The following is a 15,891-nucleotide window of genomic DNA, read 5'->3' as shown; positions in this document are numbered from 1 at the left end:
CTGTGATCAATTGCGCGGTGGGCCCTTCAAGTCCAGTGGCGCAGCGTTGTCGGGGCGACCGCGAATCAGCGACTCCGGATGCCGGCCCAGGTAATCCGAGAGTTCACGCAAGGAGCGCGACATGCGCCCGAGTTCGTCCAGGGTCTGGGTCAACTGCTCGCGTTGCGGCGAGTCTTCGGCGAGGGTCGAACTGGCCGATTGCAGGGTCTTGCTGACATCCGCCAGGGTGGTTTGCACGCCGGGCAGGGTCTTCGCGTTGAATTGCGTGAGGCCTTTGCGCAGCTCGACCAGATTGCTGTCGAGGTTGCTGGCGATGCGCTCGATCGGCAGTTGGTTGATCTTGTCGACCATGCCTTCGAGTTTTTCCTGCAACTGTTCGAGGCTGCCGGGAATCGTCGGGATCGAGACCGGACGGGCGCTCGGGTCGAACGCGACTTTCTCTGCTTTGGGGTAGAAATCGAGCGCGATATACAGTTGGCCGGTCAACAGATTGCCGCTGCGGGCCTGGGCGCGCAGGCCGTTTTCGATGAACGAACCGATCAGGCGAACGCCGGCGGCTTCGTCGTCAGGATTATGATTCAGGGCTTTGAGCATTTTGGTGTGCGCCAGGCCCAGCCGTTGCGGGTAAATCAGGATGCCGACGTTGACCGGAAAGCTGCGTTTTACCGCGTCGAAATCCAGATTGACCGACACCACCCGGCCGAACTCGACCCCGAGGAATTCCACCGGCGCGCCGACCTTGAGCCCGCGCAAGGCCTGGTCGAAACGCAGACTCAGGTATTGCGCCTTGCCGGCGGGCGGGGCAAGGGCGGTTTGCTGGTCTTCGAACAACTCGAAGCCTTTTTCCTCGTTGGCCGGCACATCGTCGGGGCTGTAGTCCGGCGCACGGAAGGCAATGCCGCCGACGAGGATGGAGGACAACGATTCAGTCTTTACCGCAAAGCCGTTGGCGCCAACATTCACATCGATCCCGCTGGCGTTCCAGAAGCGGGTGTTGTCGGTGACGTAGGCATCGTTCGGCGCATGAATGAACACGTCGATGTTTACGCCCTTGCCGTCGGCGTCCAGCGCATAGGCGACCACCTGGCCGACCGGAATCTTGCGGTAATAAACCGGCGAGCCGATGTCCAGCGAGCCCAGGTCCTGGCTGTGCAGGGTGAAACGCTTGCCCGGCTCGCCATAGGTGATGGGCGGCGGGTTTTCCAGGCCGGTGAAGTTCTTCGCGCGCGCGTCGTCCTGGCCAATATCGGCGCCGATGTAGTCGCCGGAGAGCAAGGTATCGATGCCCGACACGCCGCCTGCACCGATGCGCGGCCTGACGACCCAGTACTGCGAATCCTTACGGGTGAAGCTTTCCGCCTGCTTGGCCAATTTGATGGTGGCGTTGACACTCTTCTGGTCGTCGCTCAGCTCCACGTCGGACACATGGCCGATCACCACGTTGCGGTATTTGACTTCGGTTTTGTTGGCGGTCAGGCCGCTGCCGGTCTTGAAGGTCACCGTGATGGTCGGGCCTTCCTGCAGGACGCTGTGCACCACCAGGGAAATGCCCACCAGCACCGCGACGATCGGCACGATCCACACCAGCGACACGCTGAAGCGTCGGGTCTTGATCGGGGCCTGTCCAGGGGTTTGCGGCCCGTCAGTGGCTTGCGACTTCATCCATGACCTCCTCGTTGTTCGAATGGTTGGTGTCCCAGATCAGCCGCGGGTCGAAACTCATTGCCGAGAGCATGGTGAACACTACCACCAGCCCAAAAAACAGAATGCCCGGGCGCGGTTCGATGTCGGCCAGGGCCTGGAATTTCACCAGCGACGCCACCAGCGCGACCACGATCACATCGAGCATCGACCAGTAGCCGATGAGTTCGACGAAGCGGTACATTTTCGAGCGTTCCTTGCGCGCCCACTGGCTGTCACGCTGGACGGTCACCAGCAATAGGGTCAAGGCGACGAACTTGATGCCGGGCACGGCGATGCTGGCGATAAAGATGATCAGGGCAATGTCCCAGGCGCCGGCCTCCCAGAACTCCAGCACGCCGCTCATGATGGTGCTGTCGGCACCGTTGCCGACCATTTTCGTGTTCATCACCGGTAGCAGGTTGGCAGGGATGTAGAACACCAGGGACGTGAGGAGGAAGGCCCAGGTGCGGGTCAGTGCGTTGGATTTGCGACGGTGCAGCGGCGCACCGCAGCGCGCGCATTCGTCGGGTTCGCCGGTCATGTCACAGGCTAGGCCGCAACTGTGGCACAGGCACAGGTTGAGTTCGCTGGCGACCGGCGGCGTGGTCATAAAATGTCCCACAGATCACGGATATCGCGCCCGGCAATGCGGATCATCATCAGGCTGAGAACGGCCAGGGCGAACAGGCCGATGCCGGGGAGTACGTCGAGCAATCCTGCGAGCTTGATGACCGCGACCATTGCCCCCAGCAGGCAGACTTCGAGCATGCTCCAGGGCCGCAGCGTTTCCAGCCAGCGCATGCAGAAGCGGAACCCCGGCGCGCGACGGGAGGCGAGGGCGTAGCTCAGGACCCAGATCAACAGCAGCAACTGGAAAATCGGCGCGATGATCATGGCGATGGCCGCCACCAGGGCAATGAAGGTGATCGGACCCAGGCTCAGGGCCAGCACCGAATCCCACAGCGTCGCGCTGTTTTTCAGGCCTTTGAGGCTGATGCTCATCACCGGGTAGAAATTGGCGAACACCCACAGCATCAACGCGGTAAACGTCAGCGCCAGGCGCTGCTCCACCGTCAGGCCGTTATAGCGCTGAAGCACGCCGCCGCAGCGCGTACAGAGGGTTTTCTGATGCTTCGCGAGCGTGACTTTTTCATACACACAGTCGCAGTGCTCGCAGATAATCAGTTGGTCAGTCGTAGCCACAGGCCGCACTCGCCAGGAGACAGGAAAGTCAGAGCACCTCCTCAATATAGAAGTGCCTAGCGATTGAGCAAATTAAAAGGCGAGTCGAGACAATAGGAGCAGCGACTGCACATCCCGCCACTGGAGGAGCCGGCTTGCCGGCGATCGGGCCTCAAGCCCGGCGGGCAGGGTGAGGACGCCATCGCCGGCAAGCCAGCTTCTACAGGGAGGACACGGTGAGCGAGTGGGTGGTCAGCCGAGCACTTCGCGCAGTCGATACCAGAACATGCCGAGTGCCAGCAGCGGAGAGCGCAGCATCGGGCCGCCGGGGAAGGTCATGTGCGGCACGGCGCTGAACACGTCGAAGCCCTGGCTGTGCCCGGCATGAATCGCTTCACCCAGGAGTTTGGCGCACCAATGGGTCACGTTGAGGCCATGGCCGGAGTAACCCTGGGCGTAAAACACGTTCGGGTGCTGGCGCAAGCGGCCGACCTGCGGAAAACGGTTGGCGGTGATGCCGATCTTGCCGCCCCATTGATAATCGATGCGCACATCCGCCAATTGCGGGAAGACCTTGAGCATCTGCGGGCGCATGTAGGCGCTGATGTCGGCCGGATCGCGCCCGGAATAGTGGCAGGCGCCGCCGAACAGCAAACGGCGGTCGGCCGACAGTCGGTAGTAATCCAGGCCGACCTTCTGGTCGCACAACGCCAGGTTCTGCGGGATCAGTTGCGCCGCTACCTCCGGCGCCAAAGGCTCGGTGGCAATGATGTAGCTGCCCGCCGGCAGCACTTTGCCGCTGAGTTTCGGTTCCAGTTCATCCAGATGCGCATTGCACGCCAGCACCAGACTGCCGGCGCGCACCGTGCCCGCGGCGCAGCGAACCTGCACGGTGCTGCCATGGATCAGCTCCAGCACCGGGCTCTGCTCGAAGATCTGCACGCCCAGGCTTTGTGCCAGGCGTGCTTCCCCCAGCACCAGGTTCAACGGGTGCAGATGCCCGGAGCCCATGTCCACCAGCCCCCCGGCATACACGCCTGAGTTCACCACCTGCTCGCGGATCTGCTCCGGCCCGACCAGACGGGTTTCATGGGCGTATCCGGCTTCAACCAGACCTTCCTGCTCATCCTTGAACGCGGCGAACTGGGCCTTGGTATTGGCCAGTTCGCAGAAACCCCAGCGCAGGTCGCACTCGATGCCGTTATCACGAATACGCTGGCCAACCAGCGCCACCGATTCCACACCCGCGCGCTCAAGGTAACGCACACCTTCGTTGCCGACATGCCTGGCAAACCCGCTGACGTCGTGGCCAATCCCGCGAATCAATTGCCCGCCGTTGCGCCCGCTGGCGCCCCAGCCGATTCGCCGGGCCTCCAGCAGAATCACCGAGAGCCCGCGCTGTGCCAGTTCGATGGCGGTGTTGACCCCGGTGAACCCGCCGCCGATCACGCAAACATCGGCAACGAGGTCCTCGGACAGCGCAGGGAAGGGCGCCAGGGCATGAGCGGACGCGGCGTAATACGACCGCGCATGTTCATTGCTGTACTGATTCATTTGTTGGACTTCACTTTGCTCCAGGAGCGGGTCATCAGACGCATGATCGACTGGGGCGGGGTGGTGGAGATGTAGAGCTTGTCGAGCACGGCCTGGGGCGGATACACCTCGGGGTTGTTCACCAGTTCGGCGTCCATGTATTGCTTGGCGGGCGGATTCGGGTTGGCATAACCGACCGAGGCGCTGACCTTGGCGATCACTTGCGGGTCGAGCAGGTAATTGATGAAGGCGTGGGCCTCTTTCGGGTTACTGGCATCGGCGGGAATCGCCAGCAGGTCGAACCACAAATTACTGCCTTCCTTCGGGATCGCGTAGGCGATGTTCACGCCGTTCTTGGCTTCTTTGGCGCGGTTCGCGGCCTGGAACACGTCGCCCGAGTAACCGAACGCAACGCAGATGTCGCCGTTGGCCAGATCCGACACGTACTTGGACGAGTGGAAATAGGTGATGTAAGGCCGGATGCTCAACAACTTGGCTTCGGCCTTTTTAAAGTCTTCGGGGTTTTCGCTGCGCGGGTCCATGCCCATGTAATTGAGGATGGCGGGGAACACTTCATCCGCCGAGTCCATCATCGACACGCCGCACTGGCTGAGTTTCTTGATGTTTTCCGGTTCGAACAGCACGGCCCAGGAATCGATGTGGTCGACGCCCAGCACTTGCTTGACCTTGTCGACGTTGTAACCGATGCCGTTGGTGCCCCACAGGTAGGGCACCGAGTGCTCGTTATTTGGATCGTTCTTCTCCAGCAGCGCCAGCAGTTTTGGATCGAGATTCTTGAAGTTCGGAAGTTGCGCGCGATCCAGCTTGAGGAACGCGCCGGCCTTCACCTGGCGTGCGAGGAAGTGGTTGGACGGCACCACCACGTCGTACCCGGTGCGGCCGGCGAGCAGTTTGCCTTCGAGGGTTTCATTGGAATCGAAGACGTCGTAGATCACCTTGATCCCGGTTTTCGCCTGGAAGTCGGCGAGGGTGGTCTCGCCGATGTAATCGGTCCAGTTGTAGACGCTGACCTGGGGTTGAGCGTGTGCAACGGCGCTGAACAGGACTGCGAGCGCGGCCGGAACCACGGATTTCAATAGACGCATATCGACACCTCTTGGATTTATTGGATTTCTCAGGCGCTTGCATTTTCCCTTGTGGGAGCGGGCTTGCTCGCGAAGAGGCCAGTCCATCCAACATCACCGTTGGCTGACAGGGCGCTTTCGCGAGCGAGCCCGCTCCCACAGGGGGAAGCGGTCTCATGTGAGCGTTGGTTTGCTAGACACTCAGCAACAGGAACTCACGTTCCCAGGAACTGATCACCCGCTTGAAGTTCTCGTGCTCGGCACGCTTGACCGCGACATAACCCCGGACGAACTTGCTGCCCAGGTAACGCCCGATGGTTTCGCATTCTTCCATCTGCGTCAGCGCGTCTTCGATCGTGATGGGCAGGCGCAGGTTGCGTCGTTCATAGGCGCGGCCCTGGACTGCAGCGCTCGGCTCGACGCCCTCGACCATGCCGAGGTAGCCGCACAACAGGCTGGCGGCGATCGCCAGGTACGGGTTGGCGTCGGCGCCCGGCAAGCGGTTTTCCACGCGCATCGCTTCAGGGCTGGAGGTCGGCACACGCAGGCCGACAGTCCGGTTTTCTTCGCCCCATTCGACGTTCACCGGTGCTGAGGTGTCCGGAAGAAAGCGGCGGAACGAGTTCACGTTGGGCGCGAACATCGGCAGTACTTTCGGGATGTATTTCTGCAGGCCGCCAATGTAATGCAGGAACAGCTCGCTCATTTGCCCGTCGTCGCCGGCGAAGATCGGCTTGCCGGTGGCGATGTCCACCACGCTCTGGTGAATGTGCATGGCGCTGCCCGGCTCGTCGCCAATCGGCTTGGCCATGAACGTCGCCGCCACGTTGTGCTTGAGTGCCGCTTCGCGCATGGTGCGCTTGAACACGGTGATCTGGTCGGCCAGGTCCAGCGCGTCGCCATGACGGAAGTTGATTTCCATCTGCGCCGGGCCGTCTTCGTGGATCAGCGTGTCGAGATCCAGGCCCTGCAGTTCGCACCAGTCGTAGACGTCTTCGAACAGCGGATCGAACTCGTTGGCGGCGTCGATGGAAAACGACTGCCGACCGCTTTCCGCCCGGCCCGAACGGCCCAGCGGTGCCTTGAGCGGCAAGTCCGGGTCTTCGCAGCGCTGGGTCAGGTAGAACTCCATTTCCGGTGCAACAATCGGCTTCCAGCCCTTGTCGGTGTACAGCTGCAGGACTTTCTTCAGCACGTTGCGCGGCGACAGCTCGATCGGGTTGCCGAACTTGTCGAAGGTGTCGTGGATCACGATCGCGGTCGGCTCGATGGCCCATGGAATCACGTAGACCGCATCCGACACCGGCTTGCACACCATATCGATGTCGGCCGGGTCGAGGAGGTCGTAGTAGATGTCGTCGTCGACAAAGTCCCCGGTTACCGTTTGCAGAAGCACACTTTCCGGCAGGCGCATGCCTCGCTCATGCAGGAACTTGTTGGTGGGTGCAATCTTGCCGCGTGCAATGCCGGTCAGGTCGCTGACGACACACTCGACTTCGGTAATCTTGTGATCTTTCAGCCACGTGAGCAGCTGATCGAAAGGGACATTCATAAAGACCTCGTTATTGGTTTTATTAACGCCGGGGAGGGTGGTTTCATCCACCACACACTTCCCCTGAGACGCGTTGACGACTATCTTGGGCGAGCCTTGAGGTTCCATCTATCCACTTTCAGCAGCACCAAAGCGCACCAAACGAGTGCGTAAGGTCACTCATGACAACGTTCAACCCGTTACAGGTCCAAGCGTTCGACACCGCCGACGTCGCCGAGCAAATCCGCGCCACGCCTGGTTGGGTCCAGCATTACCAGCAGATGTCGCCGGGTCATTTCGCCGGGCGCGTGCGCTACCTCGACCTGCAAGGTGTCGAGATCTACGAAGAACAGATGAACACCCGGGTCGAGCAGAATTTCAGCGCGCCGGAGGGCTCGCTGGCGTTCTGTTTCGATCGCAGCGATAACGCGCTGTACGTGTTGAATGAAGAAAGCCGCAACATCTGGATCACGCCGGAGAACTACCAGGAAATCGCCGTGGTGTTCGGGCCGGATTTCGTCCAGCGCCACGGCCTGAATGTCGCCCGGCTGGAAGGCTTGTTCATGGCGCCGCTCAATTCAGGGCAGAACGCGTTGTTCTGTCGCTGGCTGAGCGGGACCCTGACCCGCCTGGCGCAGACCCTCGACCCACCGAGCAAAGAAGCGTTGACCCAACAGTTGCTGGAGGACTGCCTGTACATCCTCGACAACGCCTGCGTCTGCCTGGATCGCGGCGGTTTGCAGCGCCGCACCGAAGAACGGGCGGTGATGAAGCGCATCGGTGAGTGGGCCGCCGATTCCCCCGAAGAAACCCTGAACCTGATGGAGCTGTCGCAAATCGCCGGGGTTTCGCTGCGTCAGTTGCAGCATGCGTTCAAGGCCTACACCGGCATGACGCCCACCCACTGGCTGCGCCTGCGCCGCCTCAACAGCGCCCACCGCGAACTGCTCAGCCGCTCGCCGCTGGACACCACCGTCGCTGAAGTGGCGATGCAGTGGTCGTTCTGGCATCTGGGTCGGTTCTCCAGCAGCTACCGCGCGCTGTTCAAAGAATTGCCCAGTGAGACCCTGAGGCGCTAGCGTCTGTGTTACTTGCCTGCACTTTTCCGTAGCACCACGCCACGGCTTGGGGCATTTCAACCCGCTCGTGCCTCAAAAGAAACACGCTGAAAAATCTTCACTCGCTCAATAAACCAATCGAATCAATCACCTAAAACCAATCAGCGTGAACTGGCACGCAATATGCTGTTTTGGCTTCATGGATAATTGGATACAAAAATACAAAAGGTGCCGCCCATGAAGTTCGCCCCGGTTTACACAGAGCGTCAGCCCGTCACCGCTGAGGAGGAGGCTTACAACTTTCTGCTCGAAGCCATTTGCAAAGGACGTTACCGCACCGGTGAGCGGCTGATTGCCGAGGACATCGCCGGTGAAATCGGCATGAGCCGGATGCCGGTGCGCGAGGCCTTTCGGCGCCTGGATGCGGATGGCCTGGTGACGCTGCGGCCCAATCGCGGCGCCATCGTGCGCGGTCTGAACATCGACGAAATGCGCGAAGTGTTCGAGATGCGCAGCGCCCTTGAAGGCCTGGCGATCCGGGTGGCCGTGACCAAGATGACCGAGCGGCACTTCAGTCATCTGGAGCGGATGCTCGATGACATGGACGACTTCCGCGAAGACGGCGCCGAATGGGTCAGTCGCCACCGGGCTTTCCATGAGTACCTGTGCAGCCTCAGTGAGCGTCCGCGGTTGATGCGCCAGATCAGCGCGCTGTATTCGGTGATCGAGCCGCACATGCGCCTGTGGCTGCAACACGCCGACAAACCCCGCAGCGCCCGGGACGAACACGCCTCGATTGTCGCCGCGTTGCGTTCCGGGGATCCGGACAAAGCTGCGCAAGTGGTGTGCGAGCACATCGAAGGCACCATCCCGCGCCTGATCCAGTTTCTCGAAGCTCACCAGTAATCCGAACCCTTGTAGGAGCCGGCTTGCTGGCGATCGGGCCTCAAGCCTTGCCTCGCTCAGTCAGCCGCTATCGCCGGCAAGCCGGCTCCTACAAAGGACATCCGTTGCAGCACACCCTGGAGTCTTGCCATGCCCAAGTCTTGCGCGTTAGTTGCCGTTGTCACCCTGAGTCTCTGTTCCCTGTCGGCCTTCGCCACCCCCGAATTGCCGGAGCGTTTGAGCAAGAGCGAGAAAATCGTCTACTGCTCCGGCATGGACTCGCCACCGCTGGTGTCGTTTGACCTCAAGCAAAAGCCGGTCGGCTTGCAGGTCGACATGGGCGAGGCGATTGCCCAGCGCCTGGGGGACAAGAAAGTCGAATGGCGGATCTCGCCGTTCGCCGGGCTGATCCCGGCGTTGCTCGCGCAACAGTGCGACATGATCGTAGACCAGCTGTTCGACAAACCCGAACGCCGCGAGGTGATCGATATTGTCAACTTCATGTATTCCAGTCAGTCGATCGTGGTGCCCAAGGGCAATCCGAAATCGGTGAATACCTTGGAGGATCTGTCCGGACTCAAGGTGGCGGTCAGCAACGGTTCGACCATCCGCATGCTGCTCGGCAAGGAAAACGAAAAGCTCGAAGCAGCCGGCAAGGCGCCGATGAAACTGGTCGTCTACAACGTCGACGCCGATGCCTTCCAGGCACTGCGCATCAACCAGGTCGATGCGTTCGGCACCACCGTGGAATCCGCCGGGCACTATCAACAACTGGCGCCAGACCTGTTCCAGTCGGCAGTGCCCGCGTTCAACCGCATCCTCACCGGTTTCGGCGTGCGTAAAAGCGATCCGCAGCTGACCGCTGCCCTGACCGAAGTCCTGCAAGGCATGCGCGCCGACGGCAGCTACGCCGCGCTCTTGGGCAAATGGCATGTCGACAGCGACAAACTGGACTGAGGGCGGATGCGATGAATTTCAATTGGGATGTGTTCTGGCAGTACCTGCTGCAACCCAGCGATGTGTACCTGACCGGGCTTTGGTTGACCTGCCTGATCAGCGTGTCGGCAATGCTGCTTGGCTGCGTGCTGGGATTGATTGCCGCGTTGATGAAGCTGTCGAGCAACCCGCTGTTGCAGTACCCGGTGCGGTTTTATGTGTGGCTGATGCGCGGCACGCCGCTGCTGGTGCAGATCGTGTTTCTGTACACGGCGCTGGCGGCCGGAGGGATTTTCCGCTTCGAAGATCTCGACCTCGGCTGGTTCATTGTGCCGGGCAATATCCAGGCAGCGATCATCGCCCTGGGCCTGAACGAGGGCGCGTACATGGCCGAGATCATCCGTGCCGGTATCGGCGCGGTCGACAAGGGCCAGTACGAAGCCGGGCGTTCCCTGGGCATGACCTTCCCCAAATTGATGCGGCGCATTGTGCTGCCTCAGGCGTTCCGGGTGATCGTGCCGCCGCTGGGCAACGAGTTCAACGTGATGCTGAAAAACACCACGCTGGTCAGCGTCATTGGCGTGCAGGAACTGCTGCTCAGCACGCAAATGGTCACCTCCGCGACCTTCCGCGTGTTCGAGTTGTACCTGGTGGTTGCCATCTACTTCCTCGCCTTGACCACGCTCTGGGGCTTTTTCCAGCGCTGGCTCGAAACGCGCTTCGGCCAGTCTGACCGGCCTGCGCCCGCCGCCAGCCGCCTGTTCGGGCGCACTACCATGAAACTGCTGAGGGGGCGTTGAAATGGCGCACATGAGTGAAGAACTGGTCATCGAAGCGCTGGATATTCACAAATCCTTCGGCGACCTGGAGATTCTCAAGGGCATCTCGCTGCAAGTGCGACGCGGTGAAGTGGTGGTGCTGATCGGTGCGTCCGGTTCGGGCAAAACCACGTTCATTCGCTGCATCAATCTGCTGGAAGACATCCAGTCCGGGCAGATCCGCGTCAGTGGCCAGCCGATGGGCTATCGCACTAAAGCCAACGGCAAGCTGGTGAAGGATTCGGAACGCAACATCGCTCGCCAGCGCCGGGACATCGGCATGGTGTTCCAGCGCTTCAACCTGTTCCCGCACATGACCGCACTGGAAAACATCATCGAGGCGCCGATCCAGGTGCTCGGTGTGGCACGCGCGGCGGCAGTGGAGCAGGCGAGAGCGCTGCTCAAGCGCGTAGGGCTGGCGGAAAAGGCCGACCACTATCCGTCGATGTTGTCCGGTGGCCAGCAGCAACGGGTGGCCATCGCCCGCGCCTTGGCGATGAAGCCCCAGGCGATGTTGTTCGACGAACCCACCAGTGCGCTGGACCCGGAGACAGTGGGCGAAGTGCTGCACGTCATGAAGGAGCTGGCGGAGGAGGGCATGACCATGGTCGTGGTTACCCACGAGATGGGCTTTGCCCGTGAGGTGGCGGACCGCGTGGTGGTGCTCGATCAAGGCGAGTTGATCGAGCAAGGCCCGCCGGAACAGATCTTCAGCCAGCCCAAGCACGCCCGTACCCGCGCGTTTCTCAGCCGGGTGTTGTGAGCGTTGTGAACACGTTCTGTAGGCGCCGGCTTGCTGGCGAAAGCGCCCCTGAATTGTGCGGCGAATTCGCAGCTGCCACCCAGGCAAGCCAGCGCCTGCTCAAAACATTATTTTTGTGTGAGTCCTGCCATGTTCGAATTTTCTGCCCACGAGTATCCCTACGCCTCGCAGCGTCAAAGCGTGTTCGCCAAGCGCGGCATGGTCGCCGCGTCCCAGCCACTGGCCGCCGAAGCCGGCATTGAAATCATGCGCAGGGGCGGCAATGCCATCGACGCGGCGATTGCCACCGCTGCGGCGCTGACCGTGGTTGAACCGACCGGCTGCGGCATCGGCGGTGACGCCTTTGCGCTGGTCTGGACCCAGGACAAATTGCACGGGTTGAACGCCAACGGCGCCGCACCGCAAAGCCTGAGCATCGACGCGGTGAAAGCTGCCGGGCATGAAAAAATGCCCCTGCACGGCTGGACGCCGGTCACCGTGCCAGGTTGCCCGTCGGCCTGGGCCGAGTTGTCCAGACGCTTCGGCCGCCTGCCTTTTGTCGACCTGCTGCAACCGGCGATCAGCCTGGCGCGCGACGGCTTTCCGGTGTCGCCGGTGGTCGCGCTGCAATGGCAAACGGCGCTGGAGGGTTTCACCCCGGATCGCGACGCGGTGCTCGACAGCTGGTTCGAGACCTTCCTGATCGAGGGGCGCGCGCCTCGCGCCGGCGAGATGTTCCGCAACCCGGCGCAAGCCCGGACGCTGACGGAGCTGGCGAACACCGAGTGCGAGAGCCTGTATCGCGGCGCCCTGGCACAACGGCTCGACGCGCATTCCCAAGCCACTGGCGGTTATCTGCGCGCCAGTGATCTGCGCGATTACCGCGCGCAATGGGTCGATCCGATCAAGGTCAACTATCGCGGTGTCGACGTCTGGGAGATTCCACCCAGCGGCCAGGGCCTCGTCGCGTTGATGACCTTGAAAATCCTCGAAGGCTTTGAGTTTGATCACCGCGACAGCCAGCAGACCTGGCACCGTCAACTGGAGGCAATGAAACTCGCCTACAGCGACGGCCTGCACTACATCACCGATCCGGAACACATGCGTGTGGCGGTGGACGATCTGCTCAGCGACCACTACGCCGCGCACCGGCGCGCACAAATCGCCGAACGCGCGCAGGCGCCGCAGCCCGGGGACCCGCACGCCAGTGGCACGGTGTACCTGGCCACCGCCGATGCCGAAGGCAACATGGTGTCGTTCATTCAGAGCAACTACCACGGCTTCGGCTCCGGCGTGGTACTGCCCGACAGCGGCATCGCCCTGCAAAATCGCGGTGAAGAATTCAGCCTCGATCCTGCCCATGCCAACTGCCTGGCGCCGGGCAAAAAGACCTTTCACACGATCATCCCGGGTTTCCTGAGCAAGGATGGCGTGGCGATGGGACCGTTCGGCGTGATGGGCGGTTACATGCAGCCGCAAGGGCATGTGCAGATGGTCATGAACCTGGTGGATTTCGGCCTCAACCCGCAGGCAGCGCTGGATGCACCACGCTGGCAATGGCTGGGCGGCTTGAAAATCGGGATCGAGCAGGGCGCATCGCGAGACATGGCGGCGGCACTGGCTCGACGCGGGCACGAGGTACAAGTGGTGTGCGACCTGACGAGTTACGGGCGCGGGCAAATCATCCTGCGCGATCCGCAAACCGGTGTGCTGTGCGGGGGCACCGAGCCGCGTACCGATTCGCATATCGCCGTGTGCTGAAACAGCAGGGCAGGCGGCCTTAAGGGCCGCCCACTGCCAGGCTTTCCCCGCGTCTTCATCCTGCTGAAGAACGTGCCTGTGCGCCATTTCTCCCCCGCGTAGTGCCTTTCTACTCCGAACTTGTCAATTCCGGCGCATATAAGCAGTGCATGATTTAGTTGCGTTGACGTTACGCAGTTATTACAGGCACGGACAACTTCGTACATTAAAAACAACTCAACAGCCGTCGGCCTTTCTATAGTTGCAGCCAGTGCAGGCTCCGACCTTCCAACTCCTAACATCAGTTAATAGAAATTAGTGGAGCCGACTTGGTGAAGGAAGGCTTCATCCGTGTGGGCGCAATTCATTAACGGCATCCAAAAAAATAACAAGAGAGAACAAAATGGAATGTATTAAAATTAATCGCCTTATGTTGGCTGTAATGCTGTCATCCCTGGCGTTATCCGCGCACGCTGACATCGTTTATATCCACGCCGGCCGTCTGGTGGATGTGGAGCGGGGTAAGGTGCTGACCGATCAACGCATCAAGATTGACGGTGATCGCATCGTTTCCGTTGACCCTTGGGGTGCCGCCCCCGCAGACGGCAAAGTGATCGACTGGTCCGCCAAGACAGTGTTGCCGGGCCTCATCGATATGCACACGCATATTGCCGATTGGGACATGACCAATAACGTCGCGGAGCCGCTGCTGCATTCCCCGCAAGACTATGCACTGCTGGGGGCAAAGCACGCTTATCAGACGTTGCGCGCCGGGTTCACCACGGTGCATGACGTCGGGACTTACCGGGCTTTCACCGACGTCGCGCTGCGCGATGCGATCAATGCCAATCAGGTGTTGGGGCCCAGGATGAACGTGGTCGGGGCTTACATGTCGGTACCGGGGGGCGGGGGCGAAGTGACGGGTTTCGCCTCCGGGGTGACGCTGCCCGACGATATGCGCGTAGGCGTGTTCGGCGATACCAATGAAGCGAGAATCAAGACCCGCTATCTGTTCCAGCACGGTGTCGACACCATCAAGATGATCGGCACGGGGGCCGTGCTTGCCGAAGGGACAGAGCCAGGTCAAATGGAAATGTCCGAAGATGAAATGCGCGCCGTGGTGCAGGAAGCCAAGGTTCACAAAAGCTATGCCACCGTGCATGCGCATGGCACCGAGGGGATCAAGGCCGCTATTCGGGCAGGCGCAAAATCCGTTGAACATGCCTCGCTGCTGGATGACGAAGGCATCAAGTTGGCGAAAGAACACGGCACGTATCTGGTGATGGACGTCTACAACGGCGACTTCATCGATAAAGTTGGCCGCGAGGAAAAGTGGCCGGAAAGTTACCTGCGTAAAAATACGGAAACAACGGAAGTACAGCGTGAAGGATTTCGCAAGGCCGTTAAAGCGGGTGTAAAAATCGCCTACGGTACAGATGCGGGGATTTATCCTCACGGCAAAAATGCCCGACAGTTCGCTTATATGGTGAAGTATGGAATGACACCCATGCAGGCCATCCAGTCCGCCACCATCGTTGCCGCTGACTTGCTGAACTGGCAGCAAGATGTGGGCGCGGTGAGTGCGGGCCGTTTTGCTGACCTTGTTGCGGTCGACGGCGATCCGATTGCCGATATTTCAATCCTCGAAAATGTACCCGTTGTGATGAAAGGGGGTGTGATCGTTCCATCGGATGTACTGCCGGGCCTGTAATCGATCACGGAAATACCCTCCTGCAAAACGTAGGGCATTCGTCCCGGAATGCTCTACAGCCCTCCAGATAGACGTTTCGCCGACCGGGCTGACGTCTGCCCCTCGCCAATAGCCAACCCTGTCGACATCTTCGATACGTCACGCTGAATTGCGTGCGGACAAGTAGCTGTTGATCGATTGTTCAGTAGTGGCTACTCTCTCCCTCGTACCGACGCAACAAAACACTCTAATAAGAAACACGCCTTCGGGCCCGTGCAGGACACCAAGCCATGACTCCTCGGGTACTGATCGTCGATGACGATCCACTGATTCGCGAACTGTTGCATGCCTACTTGTCCCAGGAAGGGTACGACGTGCATTGCGCCGCTACGGCGGAACTGGCCGAAACCCTTCTGGCCAGCCAGGCGGTGGACCTGGTCATGCTCGACATCCGCTTGCCGGGCAAGGATGGCCTGACGCTGACGCGCGAACTGCGGGTGCGTTCGGAAGTCGGGATCATCCTGATCACCGGGCGTAACGATGAAATCGACCGTATCGTCGGCCTCGAATGCGGCGCCGATGACTATGTGATCAAGCCCCTCAATCCACGGGAGCTGGTGTCCCGTGCGAAAAACCTGATTCGTCGTGTTCGCCAGGCGCAGGTGCCACCGCCGGTGGTGGCGCTGTCCAAACCGGTCAAACAGTTCGCCGATTGGGCACTGGATACCGATCGCCGACGGCTGATCGATCCGGCCGGCGGTGAAACCTTGCTGACCCACGGCGAATACCAGTTGCTCAGCGTGTTCCTGCGCAACAGCGGCCACACCCTGAGCCGCGACCAGTTGATGGACCAGATTCGCAACCGCGAATGGATGCCCAACGACCGCTCCATCGATGTGCTGGTTGGCCGCTTGCGTCGCAAGCTGCACGACGATCCCGCCGAACCGCAGCTGATCATCACCATCCACGGCGCCGGTTACCTGTTCACTGCCAGTCAGGCGGCGTGAC

At 60.8% G+C, this 15,891-nt stretch carries 14 protein-coding genes; 8 read left to right on the top strand and 6 right to left on the bottom strand.

What is annotated here, in order from left to right; translation table 11 throughout:
• Positions 1 to 6: 6 nt before the first annotated feature.
• The 6 genes from NTD84_RS14100 to NTD84_RS14075 form a co-directional block, all read right to left on the bottom strand.
• A complete protein-coding gene (locus NTD84_RS14100) occupies positions 7 to 1,662 on the bottom strand; it encodes an intermembrane transport protein PqiB (RefSeq protein WP_262166459.1) in 1,656 nt (551 codons plus the stop codon).
• Positions 1,643 to 2,293 carry a paraquat-inducible protein A gene (locus NTD84_RS14095; protein WP_262166457.1) on the bottom strand — a complete coding sequence of 217 codons (651 nt, stop codon included), beginning with the start codon at positions 2,291 to 2,293 and terminating at the stop codon, positions 1,643 to 1,645. The genes NTD84_RS14100 and NTD84_RS14095 overlap by 20 nt, the downstream gene beginning before the upstream one ends.
• Positions 2,290 to 2,886: a paraquat-inducible protein A gene (locus tag NTD84_RS14090; RefSeq protein WP_262166455.1), complete on the bottom strand. Its 597-nt coding sequence runs from the start codon at positions 2,884 to 2,886 to the stop codon at positions 2,290 to 2,292. The genes NTD84_RS14095 and NTD84_RS14090 overlap by 4 nt, the downstream gene beginning before the upstream one ends.
• A 231-nt stretch (positions 2,887 to 3,117) precedes the next feature.
• Positions 3,118 to 4,419 (bottom strand): NAD(P)/FAD-dependent oxidoreductase, encoded by a 1,302-nt coding sequence (locus tag NTD84_RS14085; protein ID WP_262166453.1) that lies wholly within the window; start codon positions 4,417 to 4,419, stop codon positions 3,118 to 3,120.
• Positions 4,416 to 5,504, bottom strand: coding sequence for a polyamine ABC transporter substrate-binding protein (locus NTD84_RS14080; RefSeq protein WP_262166450.1), 1,089 nt, complete (start codon positions 5,502 to 5,504; stop codon positions 4,416 to 4,418). The genes NTD84_RS14085 and NTD84_RS14080 overlap by 4 nt, the downstream gene beginning before the upstream one ends.
• 172 nt (positions 5,505 to 5,676) lie before the next feature.
• A complete protein-coding gene (locus NTD84_RS14075; RefSeq protein WP_262166447.1) occupies positions 5,677 to 7,035 on the bottom strand; it encodes a glutamine synthetase family protein in 1,359 nt (452 codons plus the stop codon).
• Positions 7,036 to 7,196: 161 nt separating this feature from the next.
• On the opposite strand from NTD84_RS14075, the gene NTD84_RS14070 reads away from it, so the two are divergent.
• From NTD84_RS14070 to NTD84_RS14035, 8 genes are all read left to right on the top strand, one after another.
• Positions 7,197 to 8,093: a helix-turn-helix domain-containing protein gene (locus NTD84_RS14070; RefSeq protein ID WP_262166444.1), complete on the top strand. Its 897-nt coding sequence runs from the start codon at positions 7,197 to 7,199 to the stop codon at positions 8,091 to 8,093.
• A gap of 216 nt (positions 8,094 to 8,309) precedes the next feature.
• Positions 8,310 to 8,978: a GntR family transcriptional regulator gene (locus NTD84_RS14065; RefSeq protein WP_262166441.1), complete on the top strand. Its 669-nt coding sequence runs from the start codon at positions 8,310 to 8,312 to the stop codon at positions 8,976 to 8,978.
• Between the two features lie 129 nt (positions 8,979 to 9,107).
• Complete coding sequence (locus tag NTD84_RS14060; protein WP_262166440.1) at positions 9,108 to 9,914, top strand: ABC transporter substrate-binding protein; 807 nt, start codon at positions 9,108 to 9,110, stop codon at positions 9,912 to 9,914.
• Positions 9,915 to 9,925: 11 nt separating this feature from the next.
• Positions 9,926 to 10,693, top strand: coding sequence for an amino acid ABC transporter permease (locus NTD84_RS14055; RefSeq protein WP_262166439.1), 768 nt, complete (start codon positions 9,926 to 9,928; stop codon positions 10,691 to 10,693).
• A 1-nt stretch (position 10,694) separates the two neighbouring features.
• Positions 10,695 to 11,474, top strand: a complete 780-nt coding sequence (locus tag NTD84_RS14050) for an amino acid ABC transporter ATP-binding protein (RefSeq protein ID WP_262166438.1) — start codon at positions 10,695 to 10,697, stop codon at positions 11,472 to 11,474.
• A 129-nt stretch (positions 11,475 to 11,603) separates the two neighbouring features.
• Entirely contained in the window at positions 11,604 to 13,214 is a 1,611-nt protein-coding gene (locus tag NTD84_RS14045; RefSeq protein WP_262166435.1) for a gamma-glutamyltransferase family protein, read from the top strand.
• A gap of 382 nt (positions 13,215 to 13,596) precedes the next feature.
• Positions 13,597 to 14,904 (top strand): metal-dependent hydrolase family protein, encoded by a 1,308-nt coding sequence (locus tag NTD84_RS14040; protein WP_262166433.1) that lies wholly within the window; start codon positions 13,597 to 13,599, stop codon positions 14,902 to 14,904.
• 269 nt (positions 14,905 to 15,173) lie between these two features.
• A complete protein-coding gene (locus NTD84_RS14035) occupies positions 15,174 to 15,890 on the top strand; it encodes a response regulator (protein ID WP_262166430.1) in 717 nt (238 codons plus the stop codon).
• Position 15,891 lies beyond the last annotated feature (1 nt).

This window comes from Pseudomonas sp. 14P_8.1_Bac3, from assembly GCF_025466085.1.
Classification (GTDB): domain Bacteria; phylum Pseudomonadota; class Gammaproteobacteria; order Pseudomonadales; family Pseudomonadaceae; genus Aquipseudomonas.
The sequence above is the reverse complement of the archived record's forward strand: the minus strand, read 5'-3'. Positions and strand labels throughout refer to the sequence as shown.

Bases quoted from the DNA above. Each gene is read 5' to 3' on its own strand.
- NTD84_RS14055 (WP_262166439.1), top strand. From the start codon at position 9,926: ATGAATTTCAATTGGGATGTGTTCTGGCAGTACCTGCTGCAACCCAGC.
- NTD84_RS14075 (WP_262166447.1), bottom strand. From the start codon at position 7,035: ATGAATGTCCCTTTCGATCAGCTGCTCACGTGGCTGAAAGATCACAAG.
- NTD84_RS14045 (WP_262166435.1), top strand. From the start codon at position 11,604: ATGTTCGAATTTTCTGCCCACGAGTATCCCTACGCCTCGCAGCGTCAA.
- NTD84_RS14040 (WP_262166433.1), top strand. From the start codon at position 13,597: ATGGAATGTATTAAAATTAATCGCCTTATGTTGGCTGTAATGCTGTCA.
- NTD84_RS14080 (WP_262166450.1), bottom strand. From the start codon at position 5,504: ATGCGTCTATTGAAATCCGTGGTTCCGGCCGCGCTCGCAGTCCTGTTC.
- NTD84_RS14060 (WP_262166440.1), top strand. From the start codon at position 9,108: ATGCCCAAGTCTTGCGCGTTAGTTGCCGTTGTCACCCTGAGTCTCTGT.
- NTD84_RS14050 (WP_262166438.1), top strand. From the start codon at position 10,695: ATGGCGCACATGAGTGAAGAACTGGTCATCGAAGCGCTGGATATTCAC.
- NTD84_RS14085 (WP_262166453.1), bottom strand. From the start codon at position 4,419: ATGAATCAGTACAGCAATGAACATGCGCGGTCGTATTACGCCGCGTCC.
- NTD84_RS14035 (WP_262166430.1), top strand. From the start codon at position 15,174: ATGACTCCTCGGGTACTGATCGTCGATGACGATCCACTGATTCGCGAA.
- NTD84_RS14070 (WP_262166444.1), top strand. From the start codon at position 7,197: ATGACAACGTTCAACCCGTTACAGGTCCAAGCGTTCGACACCGCCGAC.
- NTD84_RS14100 (WP_262166459.1), bottom strand. From the start codon at position 1,662: ATGAAGTCGCAAGCCACTGACGGGCCGCAAACCCCTGGACAGGCCCCG.
- NTD84_RS14065 (WP_262166441.1), top strand. From the start codon at position 8,310: ATGAAGTTCGCCCCGGTTTACACAGAGCGTCAGCCCGTCACCGCTGAG.
- NTD84_RS14095 (WP_262166457.1), bottom strand. From the start codon at position 2,293: ATGACCACGCCGCCGGTCGCCAGCGAACTCAACCTGTGCCTGTGCCAC.